This window comes from uncultured Chloroflexus sp., assembly GCF_937951745.1.
Taxonomy (GTDB): Bacteria; Chloroflexota; Chloroflexia; order Chloroflexales; family Chloroflexaceae; genus Chloroflexus.
Map to the genome: position 1 here is coordinate 20,455 of NZ_CALFBQ010000056.1, position 16,496 is coordinate 36,950.

Here is a 16,496-nt window from a genome sequence, read left to right on the forward strand (position 1 = left end):
TGCCAAGACATTTGTGGAGCCTGCAACCCTAACATCCTGTCTCACGCACTCATTTGCAGTGCGATGGATGGGTTGAAATCATCAGAGAAAATTCTTCGCTCGGTAGCCCAACCACCCTAACGCCGACGGATCATCGCGCCAATGAGGACGCACCTTCACCCACAGATCGAGGAAAACCGGACGGCCCAGCATACGCTCAATCGAAAGCCGCGCGGCACTCCCGATCTTTTTCAGCATACTACCACCGGCGCCGATCAGGATCCCCTTTTGGCTCTCTTTCTCGACATTAATTGTCATACGGATGTAGGTTGCTGTCTCTTTTTCAATCCACTCTTCCACTTCAACCGCGATGGCGTGCGGCACCTCTTGTTGCAGATAATAGAGTGCCTTTTCGCGCACGAATTCGGCAGCCAATTGTTGCTCGCTCTGGTCGGTAATCTGGTCAAGCGGATAGAGTGGCGGGCCTACCGGCAAACGTGCGCTAATCTCGCCGAGCAAAGCAGCCAAACCGAGTTGCCGTCGGGCCGAGATGGCAATTTCCATCTCCCATTCACCCAACGCGCGGTAGGCAGGGAGGTAATCGGCACCGGGCTGGCGTGGTTTCTGGTCGACTTTATTCAGCACCAGCAGCTTGTGACCACGCGCACGCTGCACCTGTTGCGCGATCATCCGATCGAGTCGACTTGGCGGCTGACTAATATCGACCATAAAGCAGATAACATCGGCATTGGGTAACGTGCGTTCAGCCAATTCGACCATCAACTTGCCCAGCCGGTGATTAGGTTCGTGAATACCGGGAGTATCGATGAAGATGATCTGCTCGCCCGGTCGCGAGAGAATGCCGCGTACTGGCACGCGCGTCGTTTGCGGTCTGGGTGAGACAATCGCCACCTTTTCGCCCAACAACGCATTGAGCAACGTACTCTTGCCAACATTTGGCTTCCCGACTAGTGCGACAAAACCTGAGCGCCACTGATCGAGCGGGATGGTTGCCTCCGCCATTGGCGGCTCTGGCTCTGCCGTTACCTCAGCCGCAGCAAACGTTGGGCCAAACACGACCGGCCCCTCACCAGCGAGCGGCTCATCATCGAAGGGAACTAGCAGTGGCGCCAAACGCACCAATCGTTCCGGCGTGCGCCACTCTTCTGGTAACATCAGCTCAATCCCTAGCACCAGATCATCGTCATCAAGATCAAGTACAGCCGAATCATCAAGCTTCACCACCTCCACCGGCTCTTCATCGGTAATACGGACGTACAGATAACCATACTGACCATCAAGCCAATTGTACGGCCCTTCAAGCACTAGATCGAGCTGACTGAGAACCACCTCATCATCGAGATCAATCCGGCAGCCAACAATCGCCCCTTGCGCATCGAGCAAGAGATGGGCAGGGTATTCCATTACTGCCGTCGCCTGACCCTCTTCTAGGTCAGTAAAGTAGAAGTACAGCGTACCGGCATCGTGATCAAGCGAACAATACTTCATTGCCTTATCCTTATGAACCAAGCGCTACTTCACTGGGTACCGATTCAGGCTGAGCAACCGTCAATGGACGATCAGTATCAGATGGCGGTTCAGGCTGATCGGTCAACTTCCGATAGATATAACTAAGCAAAATTCGAATCGTGGCCGCAATCGGGATGGAAACAAAGAGACCAAACGCGCCGGCCAGCGCCCCACCAGCCAGAATCGCAAAGATCACCACACCGGGATGCAAACGAACCAGCGGTCCCATCACATTTGGAATAATGAAATGGTCTTCGATCTGGCGCAAGACAAAGTAGATAATACCGAGCAAGACGGCCAATGCCACATTTGAAAGCCCAAACGGTGTCACCGGCTGGAAGAGCGCTACCGTCATTGCGATCCCGGCAGCCGACCACGGCCCAATAATCGGCAAAATTTCAAGCACCCCAGAAGCAACGGCAATCACGAGCGCGTATGGTACTTGCAAGATCGAGAGCGGGATATAGAGTAACACCGACATAATGACGATCAAGATCAATTGACCGCGAATATAGGCACTAAATACCCGATCGATCTGATAGCCAAGATAACCGATCTCGCGCCGATATGGTGCTGGAATGAGCTTGCACACCCACTCCTTCAACTGGGGTGCCTGTAGTAGCAGATAAAAGGTAATAATCAAATACACCAACAAATAAATGACGCTCTCGAGGGCTGAAAAGACAATTTTTGGCACATTGCCACTCAACCAACCGGCAATATCGCGAACGACCCCAATAATCTGTGCTTCAAGTGGCAAAAGGCTAATTTCAAAATCACCGACTTGAACCGACTGATTCTGTTCAAAAAAGACCGTTAACTCACGAATGATGATGGGCGCATTTGCGGCCAAATCGCGGCTCTGCTGCACAATTCGCGGCCAAAGCGCGGTAAAGAGACTGTAAAGCGCCAACCCAGCAACGACATAGAGCACAACAATCCAGAGCGCGCGACCAAGGCGGGTGCGGCGATGCAACCAACCAACCAACGGATTAAACAAGTAGGCAGTAATAATCGCACCGATAAACGGTGGTAGGATATGGGAAACCCCCATGACTAATACAATCGCCAGCGCCACAATTATCGCACTGCTGATCCATTTAGCTTGATACGAAAACCGGATTGGGCGGGATTCAGTGTCCATGATGATATTCCTGTGTTTCGATATGGGATACGCGAGCAGCGCAATACTAATACTCCAAGGAGCACTGTGGACGAAGGAGCGTCCCTTACAGCGTTGGCACAGCACCTCGACACGACATGAAATGGGCGAACGAATCATAACGATTCGTCGCCCTTCATTATAGCGACACCAGCAGACGAAGCGGCTACCGATGCTGCTGACTATCCGCCGCGCGGCGGAGCGGCACATCGGCCTTGAGCAGATCGTGGGCCTCACCTCGGCTGAGGGTTACTTCGATCTGATCGGGATCGATTGCCGGCAAATAGCGCTTGAGCACTTCAGCCAGATCGGCTTTCATCTGTGCCATCATCTCAGGCGTCAATTTGTAGCGGTCGTCGATCAGCACCGTCAACAGCCGTTGCTTGGCCAGTTCGGCGCTCGAGTCGCGTTTTCGACCGAAAAGGCCATTCAGAAATGACACAGGCACTCCTTTCCGCTATGTTCGTCGCCGCCTAAACAGGCCGAGCAGTCGATCGAGCATACCCTGTTGATCAGGGATCGCCATAACCGGCACATCTTCGCCGGCTAATCGTTGGGCAATATTGATATACGCGCGTCCGGCAAGCGAACTGGGATCGTAAACCGCAGCCTCGCCACGGTTGGTCGCAATCACAATCGTCTCATCTTCAGGTACAATACCGAGCAATGCGATTGCTAACAATTCCAGCACATCTTCAACGGAAAGCATCTCACCACGACTCACAAGCCGGGGCTTAATCCGGTTGATAACGAGCGAGGGCGGGCCTTTTTCAGCCGCTTCAACCAATCCGACGATTCGATCAGCATCGCGCACTGCCGATACTTCAGGTGTAGTGACGATGATGACCTCATCGGCGCCAGCAATGGCATTGCGAAAACCAGCTTCAATCCCAGCCGGGCTATCGATCAACACAAAATCAAACTCGTTGCGCAGTTGATTGGTCAGATCGATCATCTGTTGGGCATTTACCGCGTCTTTATCACGAGTCTGGGCGGCGGGTAACAAGCACAATTCAGGGAGGCGTTTATCTTTAATCAAGGCTTGGCGCAACCGTGCCCGCCCCTCAACGACATCAACCAGATCGTACACGATGCGGTTTTCAAGACCCATCACTACGTCAAGGTTCCGTAGGCCAATATCGGCATCTACGACGGCCACGCGCGCTCCACGCATCGCAAGCGCTGTGCCAAGATTCGCAGTCGTCGTCGTCTTGCCAACGCCACCTTTACCCGAAGTGACGGTAATGACTCGGCCCATAACACCCCACTAGCGCTTGAATGTTTCCCATCCATCAACCACAATCTCGCCGGCAACCACTCGCGCGAATTCTGGCCGGCTGACTTTATCGCGATCTGGTGCGCGCGCAATTAAATTAGCAATCCGCAACTGGGTTGGATTCAATTCAAGCGCACAGATAATAGCGCTGCTATCACCTAACGCACCGGCATGCACCAACCCGCGCAACCGCCCCCAGACAACGACACTTCCGCCGGCAATAATCTCGGCCCCCGGATTTACATCGCCGATCAAGGTAATATGGCCAGTGTGGCGTAACACCTGCCCCGATCGGAGGGTGCGCATCATCAATAGTGCCTCAGCCTCGACCACAGGCGCTGGTTCGGAGTAGCGCGGTAAAGGCCGTGCTGTTAGCCCTACCGTCCGAGCTGCGGCACGGGTCACGCGATCTGATGAATCGATGGCAGTTGCTTGCACACCATGTTGGCGGATCAGTGCCAACATTTCGTCTAACTGTTCTGGTGACACCTCACGATCGCCGAGGTCGATCACAAGACTGGCGCCATGAAAGAAGCCACGCCGTTCACCAAGATGGTGATCGAGCCGACTGAGTAACTCCGGCCATGCAGCGGTGGCGTCTAAACGAAGCCGTAATCCATCGCGGCTGCCTTTGATCGTGATCAAGTCGCTCATGGCCATACTACCATATAGAACGTACAATTGTTGGCAATTATAGCATAGCTAGGGCATGTTGTCGCGCTTTAGCCAGAAATTTTGCTTACAAGGGCTGAGGCGCACGGTCGTGCGGCTCTACGGTTATTCAACCCATCTTGCCATGGATCCGTATATCGCGTACAATTGCATCAATATGAATTGATAAAACAGGAGGGTTCTATGGCGGTACGGGTGGGGATCAATGGCTTCGGTCGGATTGGACGGCTGGCATTGCGGGCAGCGTGGGGATGGCCTGAATTAGAGTTTGCCCATATTAACGAGATCGGGGGCGATGCAGCGGTTGCAGCGCATCTCCTCACCTTCGACTCGGTGCATGGGCGCTGGAGCCACGAGGCGCAGGGTGAGGGCAATCAGCTCCTGATAGATGGGAAGCCGATTGGTTACAGTCAGATCAAAGACCCCGCTGCTGTGCCGTGGGCTGCGGCGGGGGTCGAGATTGTACTAGAAGCGACGGGGAAGTTTCGCACTCCCGAGCAATTGGCGGCCTATTTCGCTGCTGGCGTCAAGAAGGTGATTGTGGCGGCGCCAGTGAAGGGTGAGGCACTCAATATTGTGATGGGGGTCAATGATCATTGGTACGACCCAACCCGTCACCATCTGCTAACGGCTGCCTCGTGTACAACCAATTGTTTGGCGCCGGTAGTGAAGGTTATTCACGAGGGAATTGGCATTCGCCATGGGATGATCACAACGATTCATAGCTCAACCAATACGCAGAGCGTGCATGATCAGCCTCACAAAGATTTGCGGCGAGCGCGAGCATCAAGCCTCTCGCTCGTGCCGACGACCACCGGCTCGGCAACGGCGATTGGGATGATTTTCCCTGAATTGCAGGGCAAGCTCGATGGGCAAGCGGTGCGAGTACCGTTGCTCAATGCTTCGCTGACCGACTGCGTATTTGAGGTCGCACGCCCTACGACTGTTGCTGAGGTAAACGAGTTGCTGCGCTCCGCTGCCGAAGGCCCACTCAAGGGTATTCTCGCTTACGAAACCCGCCCACTGGTCTCGATTGATTTTGTCACCGATCCCCACTCGGCGATTATCGATTCGTTGTGTACCATGGTCACCGATGGCACACAGGTCAAGATTTATGCGTGGTACGATAACGAGTGGGGCTACGCCAATCGGTACGTCGAATTAGCGCGAAAGGTAGCGATGGCATTATGAAACCGGTACAATCGGTAACTCCGGCAGCTACGGCTGCCGAGCAGCGGCGTGCTGACCGGCGCAACTATCTGTTGGTAACGGCGGCCTATTGGGCCGACACCCTCACCGACGGCGCAATTCGGATGCTGGTGCTATTTTACTTTGCGCAGCTTGGCTACTCACCATTTGCAGTTGCGTCGCTCTTTCTCTTCTACGAAATCTTCGGCGTGATCACCAATCTGTTCGGTGGCTACCTTGGTGCGCGGTTTGGCTTGAAGGCGACCCTGTTTCTTGGGCTAGCGACACAACTGATTGCACTGAGTATGCTGGCGTTCGCCCCACCCTCACTGCTGGTCGTGCCCTACGTGATGGCAGCGCAGGCGCTGTCGGGTATTGCGAAAGACCTGACCAAGATGTCGTCGAAGAGTGCCGTGAAGCTCGTTGCCGGTGAGGGCGAGGGTCAGCTTTACCGTTGGGTGAGCATCTTAACCGGCTCGAAGAATGCGATTAAGGGGTTAGGCTTCTTTGTCGGTGCGCTGCTGCTCAGCCTGCTCGGTTTCCAGACCGCCCTGCTGGTGCTGGCCGCACTGGTTCTAGCCGCGCTGATCGGTGCCGTTAGCGCCATTAGCGGCGATCTCGGCGTTGCCGATAGGAAAGCCAAGTTCAAGCAGATGTTTTCGCCTAACCGAGCAGTCAATCTACTGGCTGCTGCTCGGATTTTCCTATTTGGTGCGCGTGATGTCTGGTTCGTCGTCGGGTTGCCGGTCTTCTTCATCACAGTGCTCGGCTGGGATTTCTGGCTCGCCGGCGGCTTCATGGCAGCATGGACGATCGGTTACGGCTTTGTGCAAGCGGCTACACCGGCTCTCATCCGACGGCGGGTCGCCGGTGCCCGCGCACCTGACGGACGTACCGCGATGTGGTTAGCCTTTGCACTCGCTGCCTTTCCGGTCGGTATCGCACTCGCACTTAGCGCCGGTCTTGCCCCCACTCTCGCGGTAGTTGGTGGTCTTCTCGCCTTCGGCATCGTCTTTGCACTGAATTCGGCAGTGCATAGCTACCTTATTCTGGCCTACGCCGACGATGCCAAGGTGGCGATGAATGTTGGTTTTTATTACATGGCGAACGCATTAGGCCGACTAGCCGGCACCGTCTTATCGGGTGTGCTCTACCAATGGGGTATGCAGAGCAGCCTCTATGGCGGCCTAATCGCCTGTCTCTGGGCCTCAGCCGGGTTTGTGTTCTTGGCCGGCCTCCTCTCAATCCGGCTGCCGACGCCGGTACGAGTCGTTACTGGCGAGTGGAAAGTGGCCGGAGAGTAGATCTTGCATGTCCATTCCACCGAGGGTGAAGAGGTGGTATCACGCGTCTCCACCCTCGGCGGCAACCCCAACATTCGCGCTATCGCGCACCAACGCGCAGATACAATCTTCCCACGGCTTTGCAGTGCGAGTACCTTGCTGGCGCAACGCGATCAGCGTGTTGCGTAGCGCATTGAGATCAGTAATTCGCTGCTCGATTGCGGCAATCTGGCGATCAATGGTGGCAAGCATCGCGGCGCACGGCGGTTCGCCGTGATCGTTGAGCGCAAGGATGGCGGCAATGGCTCGCAGTGATAGGCCTAAACTGCGGGCACTGACAATAAAGCGCAGGCGCTCGGTGGTCTCTGGCGTGTAGAGGCGATAGTTATTTTCGGCTCGACGTGGTGGCGGTAAGAGACCGATCTGCTCGTAGTAGCGGATGGTTTTGGCCGGCACACCAGCTTGGCGGGCGAGATCGCTGATACGCATAGTGATGTTCTGTTGCATAATCATTACAAATTATCGGAAAGTCTACCTAAAGCGAGATGATTAAGAAATGTGTTCTCTGTTACTTCACAAACTACAGTAAAGAGATAATGATGACCGAGTAGCGTAGATTGAGTTGCTTTCTGCATAAACTGATTGTAAACAGGAGTGGCACGTTCGTCAAAACTGCCATTGTAGCCTACCTATTGTGCGCCTCTCTCGCCCCTCGCCCTGCTAGGGCGAGAGAGGCTCATTCGTCGTCCCGTGCGTCCTTGCCGCACCCCAGCCCTTGCGGGGGCTTTCACTTACGGATTGCCGATAATGACATACTGTCATCCAGCCACCGACAACCGTCGTGAACTGAACGACTACAGGTGACGGTCACCCTTGAAACCCCCTGCCGAGTATCACCCTCGCGACAACCGTCACAGAAAACACGCCCCACTCTAGCGGTGAACAGTTAAAGTGCTACAACCGTTCGGTTGTGATATTTTAACGATGATATTCAAAAAATCGCATACAATAGCAGACATGAAGAACACCACTGCCGACAAACAGGCTCGCCTGTTCAAAGCGCTGATGCATCCGGTGCGCATCCAAATTCTCGAAATATTGCGCAACGGTGAGGCATGCGTCTGCCATATCGAAGCGATCTTGGGTCTACGGCAAGCGTATGTCTCGCAACAACTGGCTGTCTTACGCAGGGCCGGTTTTATCAGCGACCGGCGTGAGGGGCCGAATATCTATTACCGCATCATCCGCCATGAGGTGCTAGACCTGCTCGATATGGCTCGCGCCCTAGCCGGTGAATCCGAATCGACGTTACCGTTATCGGCAGGGTGTTCATGTCCGCGTTGTGCAACACCTATTGTGCTACTGGAACGAGGAGTGTAATCATGGTCAATGTCAAAGTATTAGGGCCGGGATGTGCAAACTGCCGCAAACTGGAAGAGCGGGTGCGCAATGTGATCCAGAAGCACCAACTGGAGGCGGAGATCGAGAAAGTAACCGATTACGCGCAAATTATGCGCTGGAATGTGATGCGCACGCCGGGATTAGTCGTCAATGATGTATTAGTCGCCGCCGGTCGCATCCCCTCGGAAGAGGAGATTGCCGGCTGGTTGAAGTGATAGTCAGGGAACGATGCGCAGACCTAGCCAGTTTGCACATCTAACCTCAATGTCTGCAAGAACTACATGACCGAATCGGGCAGCATAGCCCGATCTTTCTTTGAACAATATATGCAAAACTTTGCATACTTGTGATGCACGCTGTCAGTGCGAGCTATCGGCGAAAGGCGAAGGCATCTTGTGGGTTTTGTGCTGACAGAGATGCTTACCTGCTCGCACTGCTTCTTTCGATTGGAGGAATTCGATGGAGCAAACACTCACTACCCCCTCACGCCGTTCTTCCACGCAGGCGTGGATCATTGTAATCACTGCTGCCATCGGCTGGCTGATTGCGTATAACCTGATCCAGCCGCTGGCCAACTGGTTGACGTACCATGTCATCGGCCTGAGCGAAGGCTCACACTTGGGCGAGGCGGTTGCCTTCTTTCTGTACGATGTGCCGAAGATCCTTTTACTCTTGAGCGGGATGATCTTTGTTATCAGCACTTTTCGCTCATTCTTCAGCCCCGAGCGTACCCGTGCCTTTCTAGGTGGCAAACGTGAGGGAGTTGGCAATATCCTCGCTGCCGGATTAGGTGTCCTGACGCCATTCTGCTCGTGCTCAGCAGTACCACTCTTTATCGGATTCGTCGAGGCCGGCATCCCGCTTGGTGTGACCTTCTCGTTCCTGATCGCCGCGCCAATGGTGAACGAAGTCGCGCTGGTGATGCTGTTCGGCATGTTTGGTTGGCAGGTAGCGTTGCTCTACCTCGCGGCTGGGATGAGCGTAGCCATTGTGGCCGGGATCATTATTGGGCGGCTCAAGCTAGAACGCTACGTCGAAGAGTTCGTTTGGCAGATCAAAGGCGGCGGCGGTACAGTCGCGCTAGAGAACCCAACGTGGGCCGAGCGGTTTGCCGGTGCGTGGGAGAATACCCGCGAGATTGTGGGCAAAGTGTGGTTATACGTCGTGATCGGGATCGCGATCGGTGCCGGAATTCACGGCTACGTACCAGAGGATGCGCTCGCCGGCATTCTCGGTCGTGAGGCATGGTGGTCGGTACCGGCAGGTGTTGCTTTAGGTGTGCCGCTCTACTCGAATGCGGCCGGCGTTATTCCGGTCGTGCAGGCATTGATGGCAAAGGGTGCGGCCCTAGGGACGGTACTGGCGTTTATGATGGCGGTGGTAGCGCTCAGCTTGCCTGAAATGATTATTCTACGGCGCGTGCTGAAGCCGCAATTGATTGCCGTGTTTGTCGGCGTTGTGGCGAGCGGGATCGTATTGGTAGGGTATTTGTTTAATGTGGTGATGGCGAGCTAGCAGTACAATTGCCCTTCCCCTTGCGGGGAAGGGCATTCTGCTTGTAACGGAATAATACGTACAGTGCGCTTAACGACTCGCACGCAACGATCTGGCTCCTAGAACTACGCTGAAGGAGGCGAAGAAAGGTGCAATGATGGGTATTGCCCCGATTCACACAATGAGCAATCAGCTACGGATAGCAATGAGATGCTATACCTCCGACAAGATGTTACAACGATCCCTCAAGCCACTTGTACAGCAGAGCGAGGCTAGCGATGTTCTATCTCATCCTGACCATACTGTTGTTTGGATTGTCGTTTCTATCAGGAATGATGGGTCTCGGTGTAGCATTTGTCGCCACACCGGTTCTTGGCCTCTTTGGGCTTGAACTCAAGCACGAAATTATGCCGCTCTCACTGTGGCTCAACGGCATCACTGCCATTGCCAGCGCAGTTACCCTAGCGCGCAAAGGGATGGTCGATTGGCGCACTGCTCTTCCGTTATTGATCATTACCACCATTGTTGCACCAATCGGGGTATGGCTCTTACAATTTGTCCCGACAACCACCATCTGGTGGATCTATGTCGGGGTACTAGTGTTCCTCGCCTACCGCATGGCCTTTCCACCGACACAAGACGACAGCCAACCACGCGCTATTAGTGATGCGACACGGGTCAAGGCCGGATTCGCAAGCGCTGTCATCGGGGTCTTCGCTGGCTTTTTGGGGGTCGGTCCCGGTTTTCTCATGATGCCGACACTGGTGCTGCTGGGTTACACTGCCCGCATCGCTGCGGCAACCAACGCGGTAATTGTCACTCTACCCTCCTTTTCAGCGTTTGCAACCCATTTGCTTGACGCTCGGTTTGACTGGCTGCTGTTAATCTTGACCTCTATCTCGGCTTTACTCGGAGCGCAAGCTGGCGCTGCATTTATGGCGCGGCGGGTTAAAAGTCTGACCTTGACTCGCATCTTTGCTGCGGCACTGATTGCGTTGGCGTTGCAGCGAGCGTGGTTGTTGGTCGTGGGGTAGGGGCGCAGCAGTACTGTACCTTCTACGATGGAGGTATCACCCACCGTGGCCCGGCCCACACCATCACCGCCATCCCGATCAACTCGACCAACGACTGCACCACAATCACGAGTGCCGCCACTTCCCAGCCCGGTGGCAAACTGAGCGCTAGCGGAAGCACAACAAACGAGTTACGGGTGCTGAAACTGAACAGCAGCACCCGGCCTGACCGAGTCGGTAAGCGGCCTAGCCGGTGCAATAGGTAGGCTAGCAGCGTCGCGATGAAGAGAAAGACAACGAATACCGGTGTCACCACCGGGACAACCGCGAGCGCCGCCATTGCCGCTTGAGCCTGCGATACCGCAATTGCACCCACTACCAATGCTAGCAGGGGCACAGTCAGCCCAGCACTTCGTTGCCGCCACACCTGTCGCTCTGGCCGGGCTTCGAGCCAGCGCTCACCACTAATCGCAACGAGTAGCGGAACCAAGATAATCAGTAGCGCCGGCCAAATATTTAAGCCGGCAATCACATCGAGTGTCGTCAGATCAAGCATGAGCCAGAGATACAACGGTAAAAGAACCCCTTGCCCAATCAGCAACAGCGGTGTGACCGCCAATGCCCGCGCGGTGTCACCGCCGCCAAGATGGCAAAAGGCGATAAACCAGTCGGTACAGGGCACTACCAAGACGAGTGCTACCCCTAGCCGCAACGCCGGCTCAGGCGGCAACCAGTGGAGGAGTAACCAGACGATACCCGGAATGAGCACAAAATTGCCAACAAATAATAGGATCACCAATCGCCGGTCAACTAACGCCTCGCGCAGGTGCAGCAGCGGGATCTGGAGGAAGGTGACGGTGAGCAATAGAGCCAAGATCGGCCAGAGCGCTTGATCCGCGATGGGAGCTAAGATAGGCCAACGTTGACCAATAGCAAGCCCAGCGGCGATGGCAATAAGGTAGATGGTAGCTTGATAGCGTTCAAGACGAGAGACTGTCACGATGGCATACTCCACGCTTCAGGGTAGACAACGATGCAACTGCATGTGAGCGATTTGCCGTGCAGCATATCTTAACCTTCACTATCAGTTGCGAACTTTTTTTAATGCGACCCAACCGCGCATGGTACGATCCTTTTGTCACAAAGAATATAGGTAGGGTTCGTGCTAGCCGGCAGAACACGATCACCTTTCCCTTTGTGACACTCTCAGGCAGCAGACAGACCAATTTGAGGATGCTATGGCGCAGCGTCTTAGTCTCATCATTCTCACTATCTTTCTTCTCGGCGCATGCAGCGTCTCAACAACGCCAGCGCCAATGATCCGGCTCAACGATTTGCAGCCATTGCCAATGCCGACACCGGTGACGTCACCGCCGCTCCGCGTATCGGTGGCGTCGGTCATCTCACCACAAGGTACAGTGCAAAGCTATCAACCCCTACTCGACTATCTCAGTGCGAAGCTTGGCCGGCAAGTGGTGCTCGTGCAACGTCGCACCTACAGCGAAACCAATGAACTGATCGGGAGCAACGAGGTCGATGTTGCCTTCGTTTGCACCAGCGCCTATATCGATGGCCGCGACCGCTATGGGATGAGCTTACTGGTAGCGCCACAAGTTAATGAGGCGACAACATATCACTCTCTCTTGATTGTACCAGCAACTAGTCCGGCACAGACGATGGCCGATTTGCGTGGGAAGGTGTTTGCCTTCACTGATCCGACTTCATTTAGCGGACGGGTTTACCCCACCGTGTTGGTGAATGAGTTAGGTGACGAACCAGAAACATTTTTTCACGATATTTTCTTTACCTACACCCACGATAAAGCGATTGAAGCAGTGGCAAACGGACTAGCTGACGGTGCAGCGGTTGATAGTCTTGTGTTCGAGTTTGCGTTAGCGCGTGACCCAGAATTGGCGACGAAAGTGAAGGTCATTCACACCTCGCCGCCGTTTGGCATTCCGCCGGTTGTGGTCGGGCCGGGTGTACGCCCACAGTTACGTGCCGAATTGCAGAACATTTTTCTCGGCATGGCTGATGATCCATTGCCGCTGGCGCAGAAGGCGTTGACGGCGCTGGGCGTTGACCGGTTTGTAATGATTGATGATGTGGCTTATGCCAGCGCACGGCTTGTACGGTCACGAGTAAGTCGGTTGTCGCCATGAACACAGTGCATGGACAACATTGGCTGCGACGATGGGCTGCGGTCATCTGGCAAGTGATTGGCGCAGTCAACATTCGAGCGAAGATTCTTGGCATTGTGCTAGGGTTGGTGGTGCTGATAGGAGTAGCAGCAACGATTGAAGTGCGGCTGTTACTCGAACAAACGCTTACCAACCAAGCCTACGAACACTCGGTTGCAGTTGCGCGTGATATGGCAGCCCGCGCGACCGATCTCACCTTAATGCGTGATTACTACGGCTTGTTTCGTCTCTTGCGCGACACGCAAGCTAATAACCCCGACCTCCGCTATGCCTTCGTGATCGACTCGGAAGGCACGATCATTGCTCATACATTCGGCACCGGCTTCCCCGTAGGCTTGCGCGATGCCAACACGGTGACAGCGAATGAACATCACCGCAGTGTGCTATTAACCACCGATGAAGGCGATATTTGGGATATTGCCGTGCCGATCTTCGATGGGCGGGCCGGTATCGCTCGTGTTGGTTTATCGTTAGCAACCCGTGAGCAAACAGTTGCCGCCGTGACCGGTCAGTTGCTCATCACAACCATTATGGCAGCGGCGGTTGGGATCACGGCTGCCGCCTTGCTAACGTGGATCCTTACCCGTCCAATTTTACAATTAGTGGAGTTGACCAAAGCGGTAGCCAGCGGCGATTTTAGTCGGCGCGCCCAACGTTGGGCGAACGATGAAATTGGCAAGCTGACCGATGCGTTCAATGCGATGAGTGAAGCGCTAGCACAGGCCGAACGTGAACGCGCCGAACGCGAGCAGATGCGAGCACAGTATGTGACCCAGATTATTACCGCCCAAGAAGAGGAGCGAAAGCGAATTGCCCGCGAACTCCACGACAGCACAAGCCAAGCCCTCACTTCTCTCCTGATTGGTTTGCGTTCACTTGCCGACCGCCATCATTCACCTGAACTGCGTCGGCAGGTTGATGATCTGCGTGGGATTGTCGGGCAGGTGTTACATGACTTGCACGCACTCGCCCGCCAATTGCGACCTAGCGTGCTCGACGATTTAGGGTTAGCTGCTGCCATTCAACGCTACGTTGCCGATTGCCGCGCTCGGAGCGGATTGACGATTGATTTGGCCATGCCCGACTTGACCGATGAACGGCTTGATCCGGCGCTCGAAACTGCACTCTACCGGATTGTGCAAGAAGCGCTGACCAACGTCATCCGTCATGCTCACGCGACAACGGCCAGCGTGGTGATTGAGCGGCGGAATGGCCACTTACGTGCCATTATTGAGGATAATGGCTGTGGCTTTGATCCGGCTAGCCTCAGCGGTGATGGTCATCTCGGCTTGAATGGAATCCGCGAGCGGGCAGCATTGTTGAACGGTCAGTTGATCATTGAGTCAGCACCCGGTAGTGGTACAACTCTTTATGTCGAATTTCCCCTGCCAGCAACAAATGAGGAGCGTCATGAGCAGCATTCTGTTGGTCGATGATCACGCAGTCTTGCGTGCCGGATTACGCTTGTTGCTCGAATCTCAACCTGATATGGTTGTGGTTGGTGAAGCGGAAGACGCACGCACTGCGATTACGCAGGCAACGACTCTCCAACCTGACCTTATCCTCCTTGATCTGAGCTTGACCAACAGTAGTGGCCTTGCTGCCATTCAATCGTTGCGAGCGGCTGCGCCACAGGCTCGTATCCTCGTATTGACAATGCACGACGACGAGGGCTACGTGCGACAAGCACTGGCTGCCGGTGCGCATGGGTATGTTTTAAAGCGTGCTGCTGACGCTGAGTTGATTGCAGCGATTCGCGCAGTATTACGCGGCGAGCTGTATATCCATCCCGCCCTCACCCGTCGCTTGCTCGAGGATATCTTGCCACAACCACAACCGACTAATCCATGGGAAAGCCTGAGCGAGCGCGAGCGAGAGGTATTGGTATTGGTTGCACGTGGCTACACCGCAGCCGAAATTGCCAGCCAGTTGAACCTCAGCCCCAAAACGGTCGAAACCTACCGTACCCGCGGTATGGAAAAGCTCGGCCTCCGCTCACGAGCTGCGCTTGTCCAGTTTGCGCTCGACCACAACTTGCTCGCCCCCACATAACCTATCTTACAGCCGGTCAATCCATCGGCAACGAACGGATGCGCTGAAAGACTGTTCATTCGTTCCGGTTATGCATACTTACCGCCCGCCCGTGCAGGTCGTCGGACATGCGAGCGGGCGATAAGCCGCGATTCGTCCATTCATTATCGCGATGTCTCACCGTTGTCGGGAAAATCCTGACAACGACCCTGACAGTACCACATTTTTCCTGCTACCGCTAGCACAAGAAACGTCATACAGTACGGTTAGCGGTAATCTGCGAGTGACGAGGAGCGTAGCCTATGTCTCGACAACCCACTATTCCGCTCACCCCGGTCAGTCGGCGTGGCTTGCTTGGCGCGCTGGTGGCTGGCGCTGGTGCGCTGGCAGCAGCTTCGGTGCAAGCAAGCATCCCAGCCGCAACCGGGAAATCGAACGAATCGATCGACGTTTTAACTCCCGAAGAGGCATTGGCAGCGTATGAGGCCGAAATTGCCCGGTTGCGGGCTGCAAACATCAACGGGACACCGGTCGATCTCCTCGAACGGATGCGCACTGATTTGTTGCGCGCCCTCACTAAGCCGGTCAATGAACGACGCTGGGTGATGGTAATTGACCTGCGTGCCTGCGTTGGCTGTCACGGCTGCACGATTGCCTGCGTCGCTGAAAACAAACTACCTCCCGGCGTAGTCTATCGCCCCGTGCTGGAAGAAGAGATCGGACGGTATCCCAATGTAAGCCGCCGTTTTATCCCTCGACCATGCATGCAGTGTGATAATCCACCCTGCACAAGCGTTTGCCCTGTTTCGGCCACATACACGAACGAGCATGGCGTCGTTGCGGTTGATTATGAGCAGTGCATCGGCTGTCGCGCCTGCATCGCCGCTTGCCCTTACGGTGCTCGAACCTTCGACTTTGGCTATACCTACACTGCCAATACGACTACCTCCGGCGTAATGTTTGGGGCCGAGCAAGCAGTGAGCTACGAGCAGGTGAGCACGTTTGAGTACGGGAAACTGCACGCTCGTCACGACGCACACGATTCGCCAGTGGGCAATGTGCGCAAATGCCACTTCTGTATGCATCGCGTGCTGAATGGTGAATTACCGGCTTGTGTAACGACGTGTATCGGGCGGGCAACCTTCTTTGGCGACGCGAACGATCCCGAAAGCCTCGTCAGCGAATTGATCGCAAAGCCGAATGTGATGCGGTTGAAAGAAGAACTTGGTACTGAGCCGCGTGTGTATTATTTGCAGTGAGGAGCAG

General features: G+C 54.9%; 17 protein-coding genes. 10 read left to right on the top strand and 7 right to left on the bottom strand.

What is annotated here, in order from left to right:
* Nucleotides 1-81 precede the first annotated feature (81 nt).
* The 5 genes from era to minC form a co-directional block, all read right to left on the bottom strand.
* Entirely contained in the window at nucleotides 82-1,488 is a 1,407-nt protein-coding gene (gene era / locus Q1A59_RS13450; protein WP_299645117.1) for a GTPase Era, read from the bottom strand.
* A 10-nt stretch (nucleotides 1,489-1,498) separates the two neighbouring features.
* Nucleotides 1,499-2,653: an AI-2E family transporter gene (locus tag Q1A59_RS13455; RefSeq protein ID WP_299645118.1), complete on the bottom strand. Its 1,155-nt coding sequence runs from the start codon at nucleotides 2,651-2,653 to the stop codon at nucleotides 1,499-1,501.
* 184 nt (nucleotides 2,654-2,837) lie between these two features.
* On the bottom strand, nucleotides 2,838-3,113 hold the full coding sequence (gene minE / locus Q1A59_RS13460; protein ID WP_298402064.1) for a cell division topological specificity factor MinE: 276 nt from the start codon (nucleotides 3,111-3,113) through the stop codon (nucleotides 2,838-2,840).
* 15 nt (nucleotides 3,114-3,128) lie between these two features.
* The gene (gene minD, locus Q1A59_RS13465) at nucleotides 3,129-3,929 is read right to left on the bottom strand and encodes a septum site-determining protein MinD (RefSeq protein ID WP_299645119.1); all 801 of its coding nucleotides are present in this window, start codon (nucleotides 3,927-3,929) and stop codon (nucleotides 3,129-3,131) included.
* 9 nt (nucleotides 3,930-3,938) lie between these two features.
* Entirely contained in the window at nucleotides 3,939-4,601 is a 663-nt protein-coding gene (gene minC / locus Q1A59_RS13470; protein WP_298402068.1) for a septum site-determining protein MinC, read from the bottom strand.
* Nucleotides 4,602-4,802: 201 nt separating this feature from the next.
* Here minC and Q1A59_RS13475 point away from each other — a divergent pair, with 201 nt between their 5' ends.
* Nucleotides 4,803-5,810, top strand: a complete 1,008-nt coding sequence (locus Q1A59_RS13475) for an ArsJ-associated glyceraldehyde-3-phosphate dehydrogenase (protein ID WP_298402070.1) — start codon at nucleotides 4,803-4,805, stop codon at nucleotides 5,808-5,810.
* Complete coding sequence (arsJ, locus tag Q1A59_RS13480) at nucleotides 5,807-7,111, top strand: organoarsenical effux MFS transporter ArsJ (RefSeq protein ID WP_299645120.1); 1,305 nt, start codon at nucleotides 5,807-5,809, stop codon at nucleotides 7,109-7,111. The genes Q1A59_RS13475 and arsJ overlap by 4 nt, the downstream gene beginning before the upstream one ends.
* Before the next feature lie 39 nt (nucleotides 7,112-7,150).
* Here arsJ and Q1A59_RS13485 read toward each other — a convergent pair whose 3' ends face one another.
* A complete protein-coding gene (locus Q1A59_RS13485; RefSeq protein WP_298402074.1) occupies nucleotides 7,151-7,579 on the bottom strand; it encodes a MerR family transcriptional regulator in 429 nt (142 codons plus the stop codon).
* A gap of 528 nt (nucleotides 7,580-8,107) precedes the next feature.
* Between Q1A59_RS13485 and Q1A59_RS13490 the strand changes: the two genes are divergently transcribed.
* The 4 genes from Q1A59_RS13490 to Q1A59_RS13505 all read left to right on the top strand — a co-directional run bounded on the left by Q1A59_RS13490 (nucleotide 8,108) and on the right by Q1A59_RS13505 (nucleotide 11,019).
* Nucleotides 8,108-8,470, top strand: a complete 363-nt coding sequence (locus Q1A59_RS13490) for a helix-turn-helix transcriptional regulator (RefSeq protein ID WP_299645121.1) — start codon at nucleotides 8,108-8,110, stop codon at nucleotides 8,468-8,470.
* A gap of 2 nt (nucleotides 8,471-8,472) precedes the next feature.
* Entirely contained in the window at nucleotides 8,473-8,706 is a 234-nt protein-coding gene (locus Q1A59_RS13495; RefSeq protein ID WP_298402078.1) for a thioredoxin family protein, read from the top strand.
* Nucleotides 8,707-8,950: 244 nt separating this feature from the next.
* Nucleotides 8,951-10,006, top strand: a complete 1,056-nt coding sequence (locus tag Q1A59_RS13500; protein WP_298402080.1) for a permease — start codon at nucleotides 8,951-8,953, stop codon at nucleotides 10,004-10,006.
* Nucleotides 10,007-10,263: 257 nt separating this feature from the next.
* Nucleotides 10,264-11,019: a sulfite exporter TauE/SafE family protein gene (locus Q1A59_RS13505; protein ID WP_298402081.1), complete on the top strand. Its 756-nt coding sequence runs from the start codon at nucleotides 10,264-10,266 to the stop codon at nucleotides 11,017-11,019.
* 22 nt (nucleotides 11,020-11,041) lie between these two features.
* Here the strand turns inward: Q1A59_RS13505 and Q1A59_RS13510 are convergent, their stop codons facing one another.
* Complete coding sequence (locus tag Q1A59_RS13510; protein WP_298402083.1) at nucleotides 11,042-11,998, bottom strand: arsenic resistance protein; 957 nt, start codon at nucleotides 11,996-11,998, stop codon at nucleotides 11,042-11,044.
* A 238-nt stretch (nucleotides 11,999-12,236) separates the two neighbouring features.
* Between Q1A59_RS13510 and phnD the strand changes: the two genes are divergently transcribed.
* The 4 genes from phnD (at nucleotide 12,237) to Q1A59_RS13530 (ending at nucleotide 16,489) form a co-directional block, all read left to right on the top strand.
* Complete coding sequence (gene phnD / locus Q1A59_RS13515) at nucleotides 12,237-13,160, top strand: phosphate/phosphite/phosphonate ABC transporter substrate-binding protein (RefSeq protein WP_298402085.1); 924 nt, start codon at nucleotides 12,237-12,239, stop codon at nucleotides 13,158-13,160.
* Nucleotides 13,157-14,635, top strand: coding sequence for an ATP-binding protein (locus tag Q1A59_RS13520; RefSeq protein ID WP_298402087.1), 1,479 nt, complete (start codon nucleotides 13,157-13,159; stop codon nucleotides 14,633-14,635). Before phnD ends, Q1A59_RS13520 begins: the two co-directional genes overlap by 4 nt.
* Entirely contained in the window at nucleotides 14,610-15,251 is a 642-nt protein-coding gene (locus Q1A59_RS13525; protein ID WP_298402089.1) for a response regulator transcription factor, read from the top strand. Before Q1A59_RS13520 ends, Q1A59_RS13525 begins: the two co-directional genes overlap by 26 nt.
* Nucleotides 15,252-15,532: 281 nt before the next feature.
* Nucleotides 15,533-16,489: a 4Fe-4S dicluster domain-containing protein gene (locus Q1A59_RS13530; protein WP_298402090.1), complete on the top strand. Its 957-nt coding sequence runs from the start codon at nucleotides 15,533-15,535 to the stop codon at nucleotides 16,487-16,489.
* Nucleotides 16,490-16,496 lie beyond the last annotated feature (7 nt).

What these genes read in the sequence shown, in the direction of transcription:
- era (WP_299645117.1), bottom strand. Translation starts at nt 1,488, where the DNA reads ATGAAGTATTGTTCGCTTGATCACGATGCCGGTACGCTGTACTTCTAC.
- Q1A59_RS13455 (WP_299645118.1), bottom strand. Translation starts at nt 2,653, where the DNA reads ATGGACACTGAATCCCGCCCAATCCGGTTTTCGTATCAAGCTAAATGG.
- minD (WP_299645119.1), bottom strand. Translation starts at nt 3,929, where the DNA reads ATGGGCCGAGTCATTACCGTCACTTCGGGTAAAGGTGGCGTTGGCAAG.
- minC (WP_298402068.1), bottom strand. Translation starts at nt 4,601, where the DNA reads ATGAGCGACTTGATCACGATCAAAGGCAGCCGCGATGGATTACGGCTT.
- Q1A59_RS13475 (WP_298402070.1), top strand. Translation starts at nt 4,803, where the DNA reads ATGGCGGTACGGGTGGGGATCAATGGCTTCGGTCGGATTGGACGGCTG.
- arsJ (WP_299645120.1), top strand. Translation starts at nt 5,807, where the DNA reads ATGAAACCGGTACAATCGGTAACTCCGGCAGCTACGGCTGCCGAGCAG.
- Q1A59_RS13485 (WP_298402074.1), bottom strand. Translation starts at nt 7,579, where the DNA reads ATGCGTATCAGCGATCTCGCCCGCCAAGCTGGTGTGCCGGCCAAAACC.
- Q1A59_RS13490 (WP_299645121.1), top strand. Translation starts at nt 8,108, where the DNA reads ATGAAGAACACCACTGCCGACAAACAGGCTCGCCTGTTCAAAGCGCTG.
- Q1A59_RS13495 (WP_298402078.1), top strand. Translation starts at nt 8,473, where the DNA reads ATGGTCAATGTCAAAGTATTAGGGCCGGGATGTGCAAACTGCCGCAAA.
- Q1A59_RS13500 (WP_298402080.1), top strand. Translation starts at nt 8,951, where the DNA reads ATGGAGCAAACACTCACTACCCCCTCACGCCGTTCTTCCACGCAGGCG.
- Q1A59_RS13505 (WP_298402081.1), top strand. Translation starts at nt 10,264, where the DNA reads ATGTTCTATCTCATCCTGACCATACTGTTGTTTGGATTGTCGTTTCTA.
- phnD (WP_298402085.1), top strand. Translation starts at nt 12,237, where the DNA reads ATGGCGCAGCGTCTTAGTCTCATCATTCTCACTATCTTTCTTCTCGGC.
- Q1A59_RS13520 (WP_298402087.1), top strand. Translation starts at nt 13,157, where the DNA reads ATGAACACAGTGCATGGACAACATTGGCTGCGACGATGGGCTGCGGTC.
- Q1A59_RS13525 (WP_298402089.1), top strand. Translation starts at nt 14,610, where the DNA reads ATGAGCAGCATTCTGTTGGTCGATGATCACGCAGTCTTGCGTGCCGGA.
- Q1A59_RS13530 (WP_298402090.1), top strand. Translation starts at nt 15,533, where the DNA reads ATGTCTCGACAACCCACTATTCCGCTCACCCCGGTCAGTCGGCGTGGC.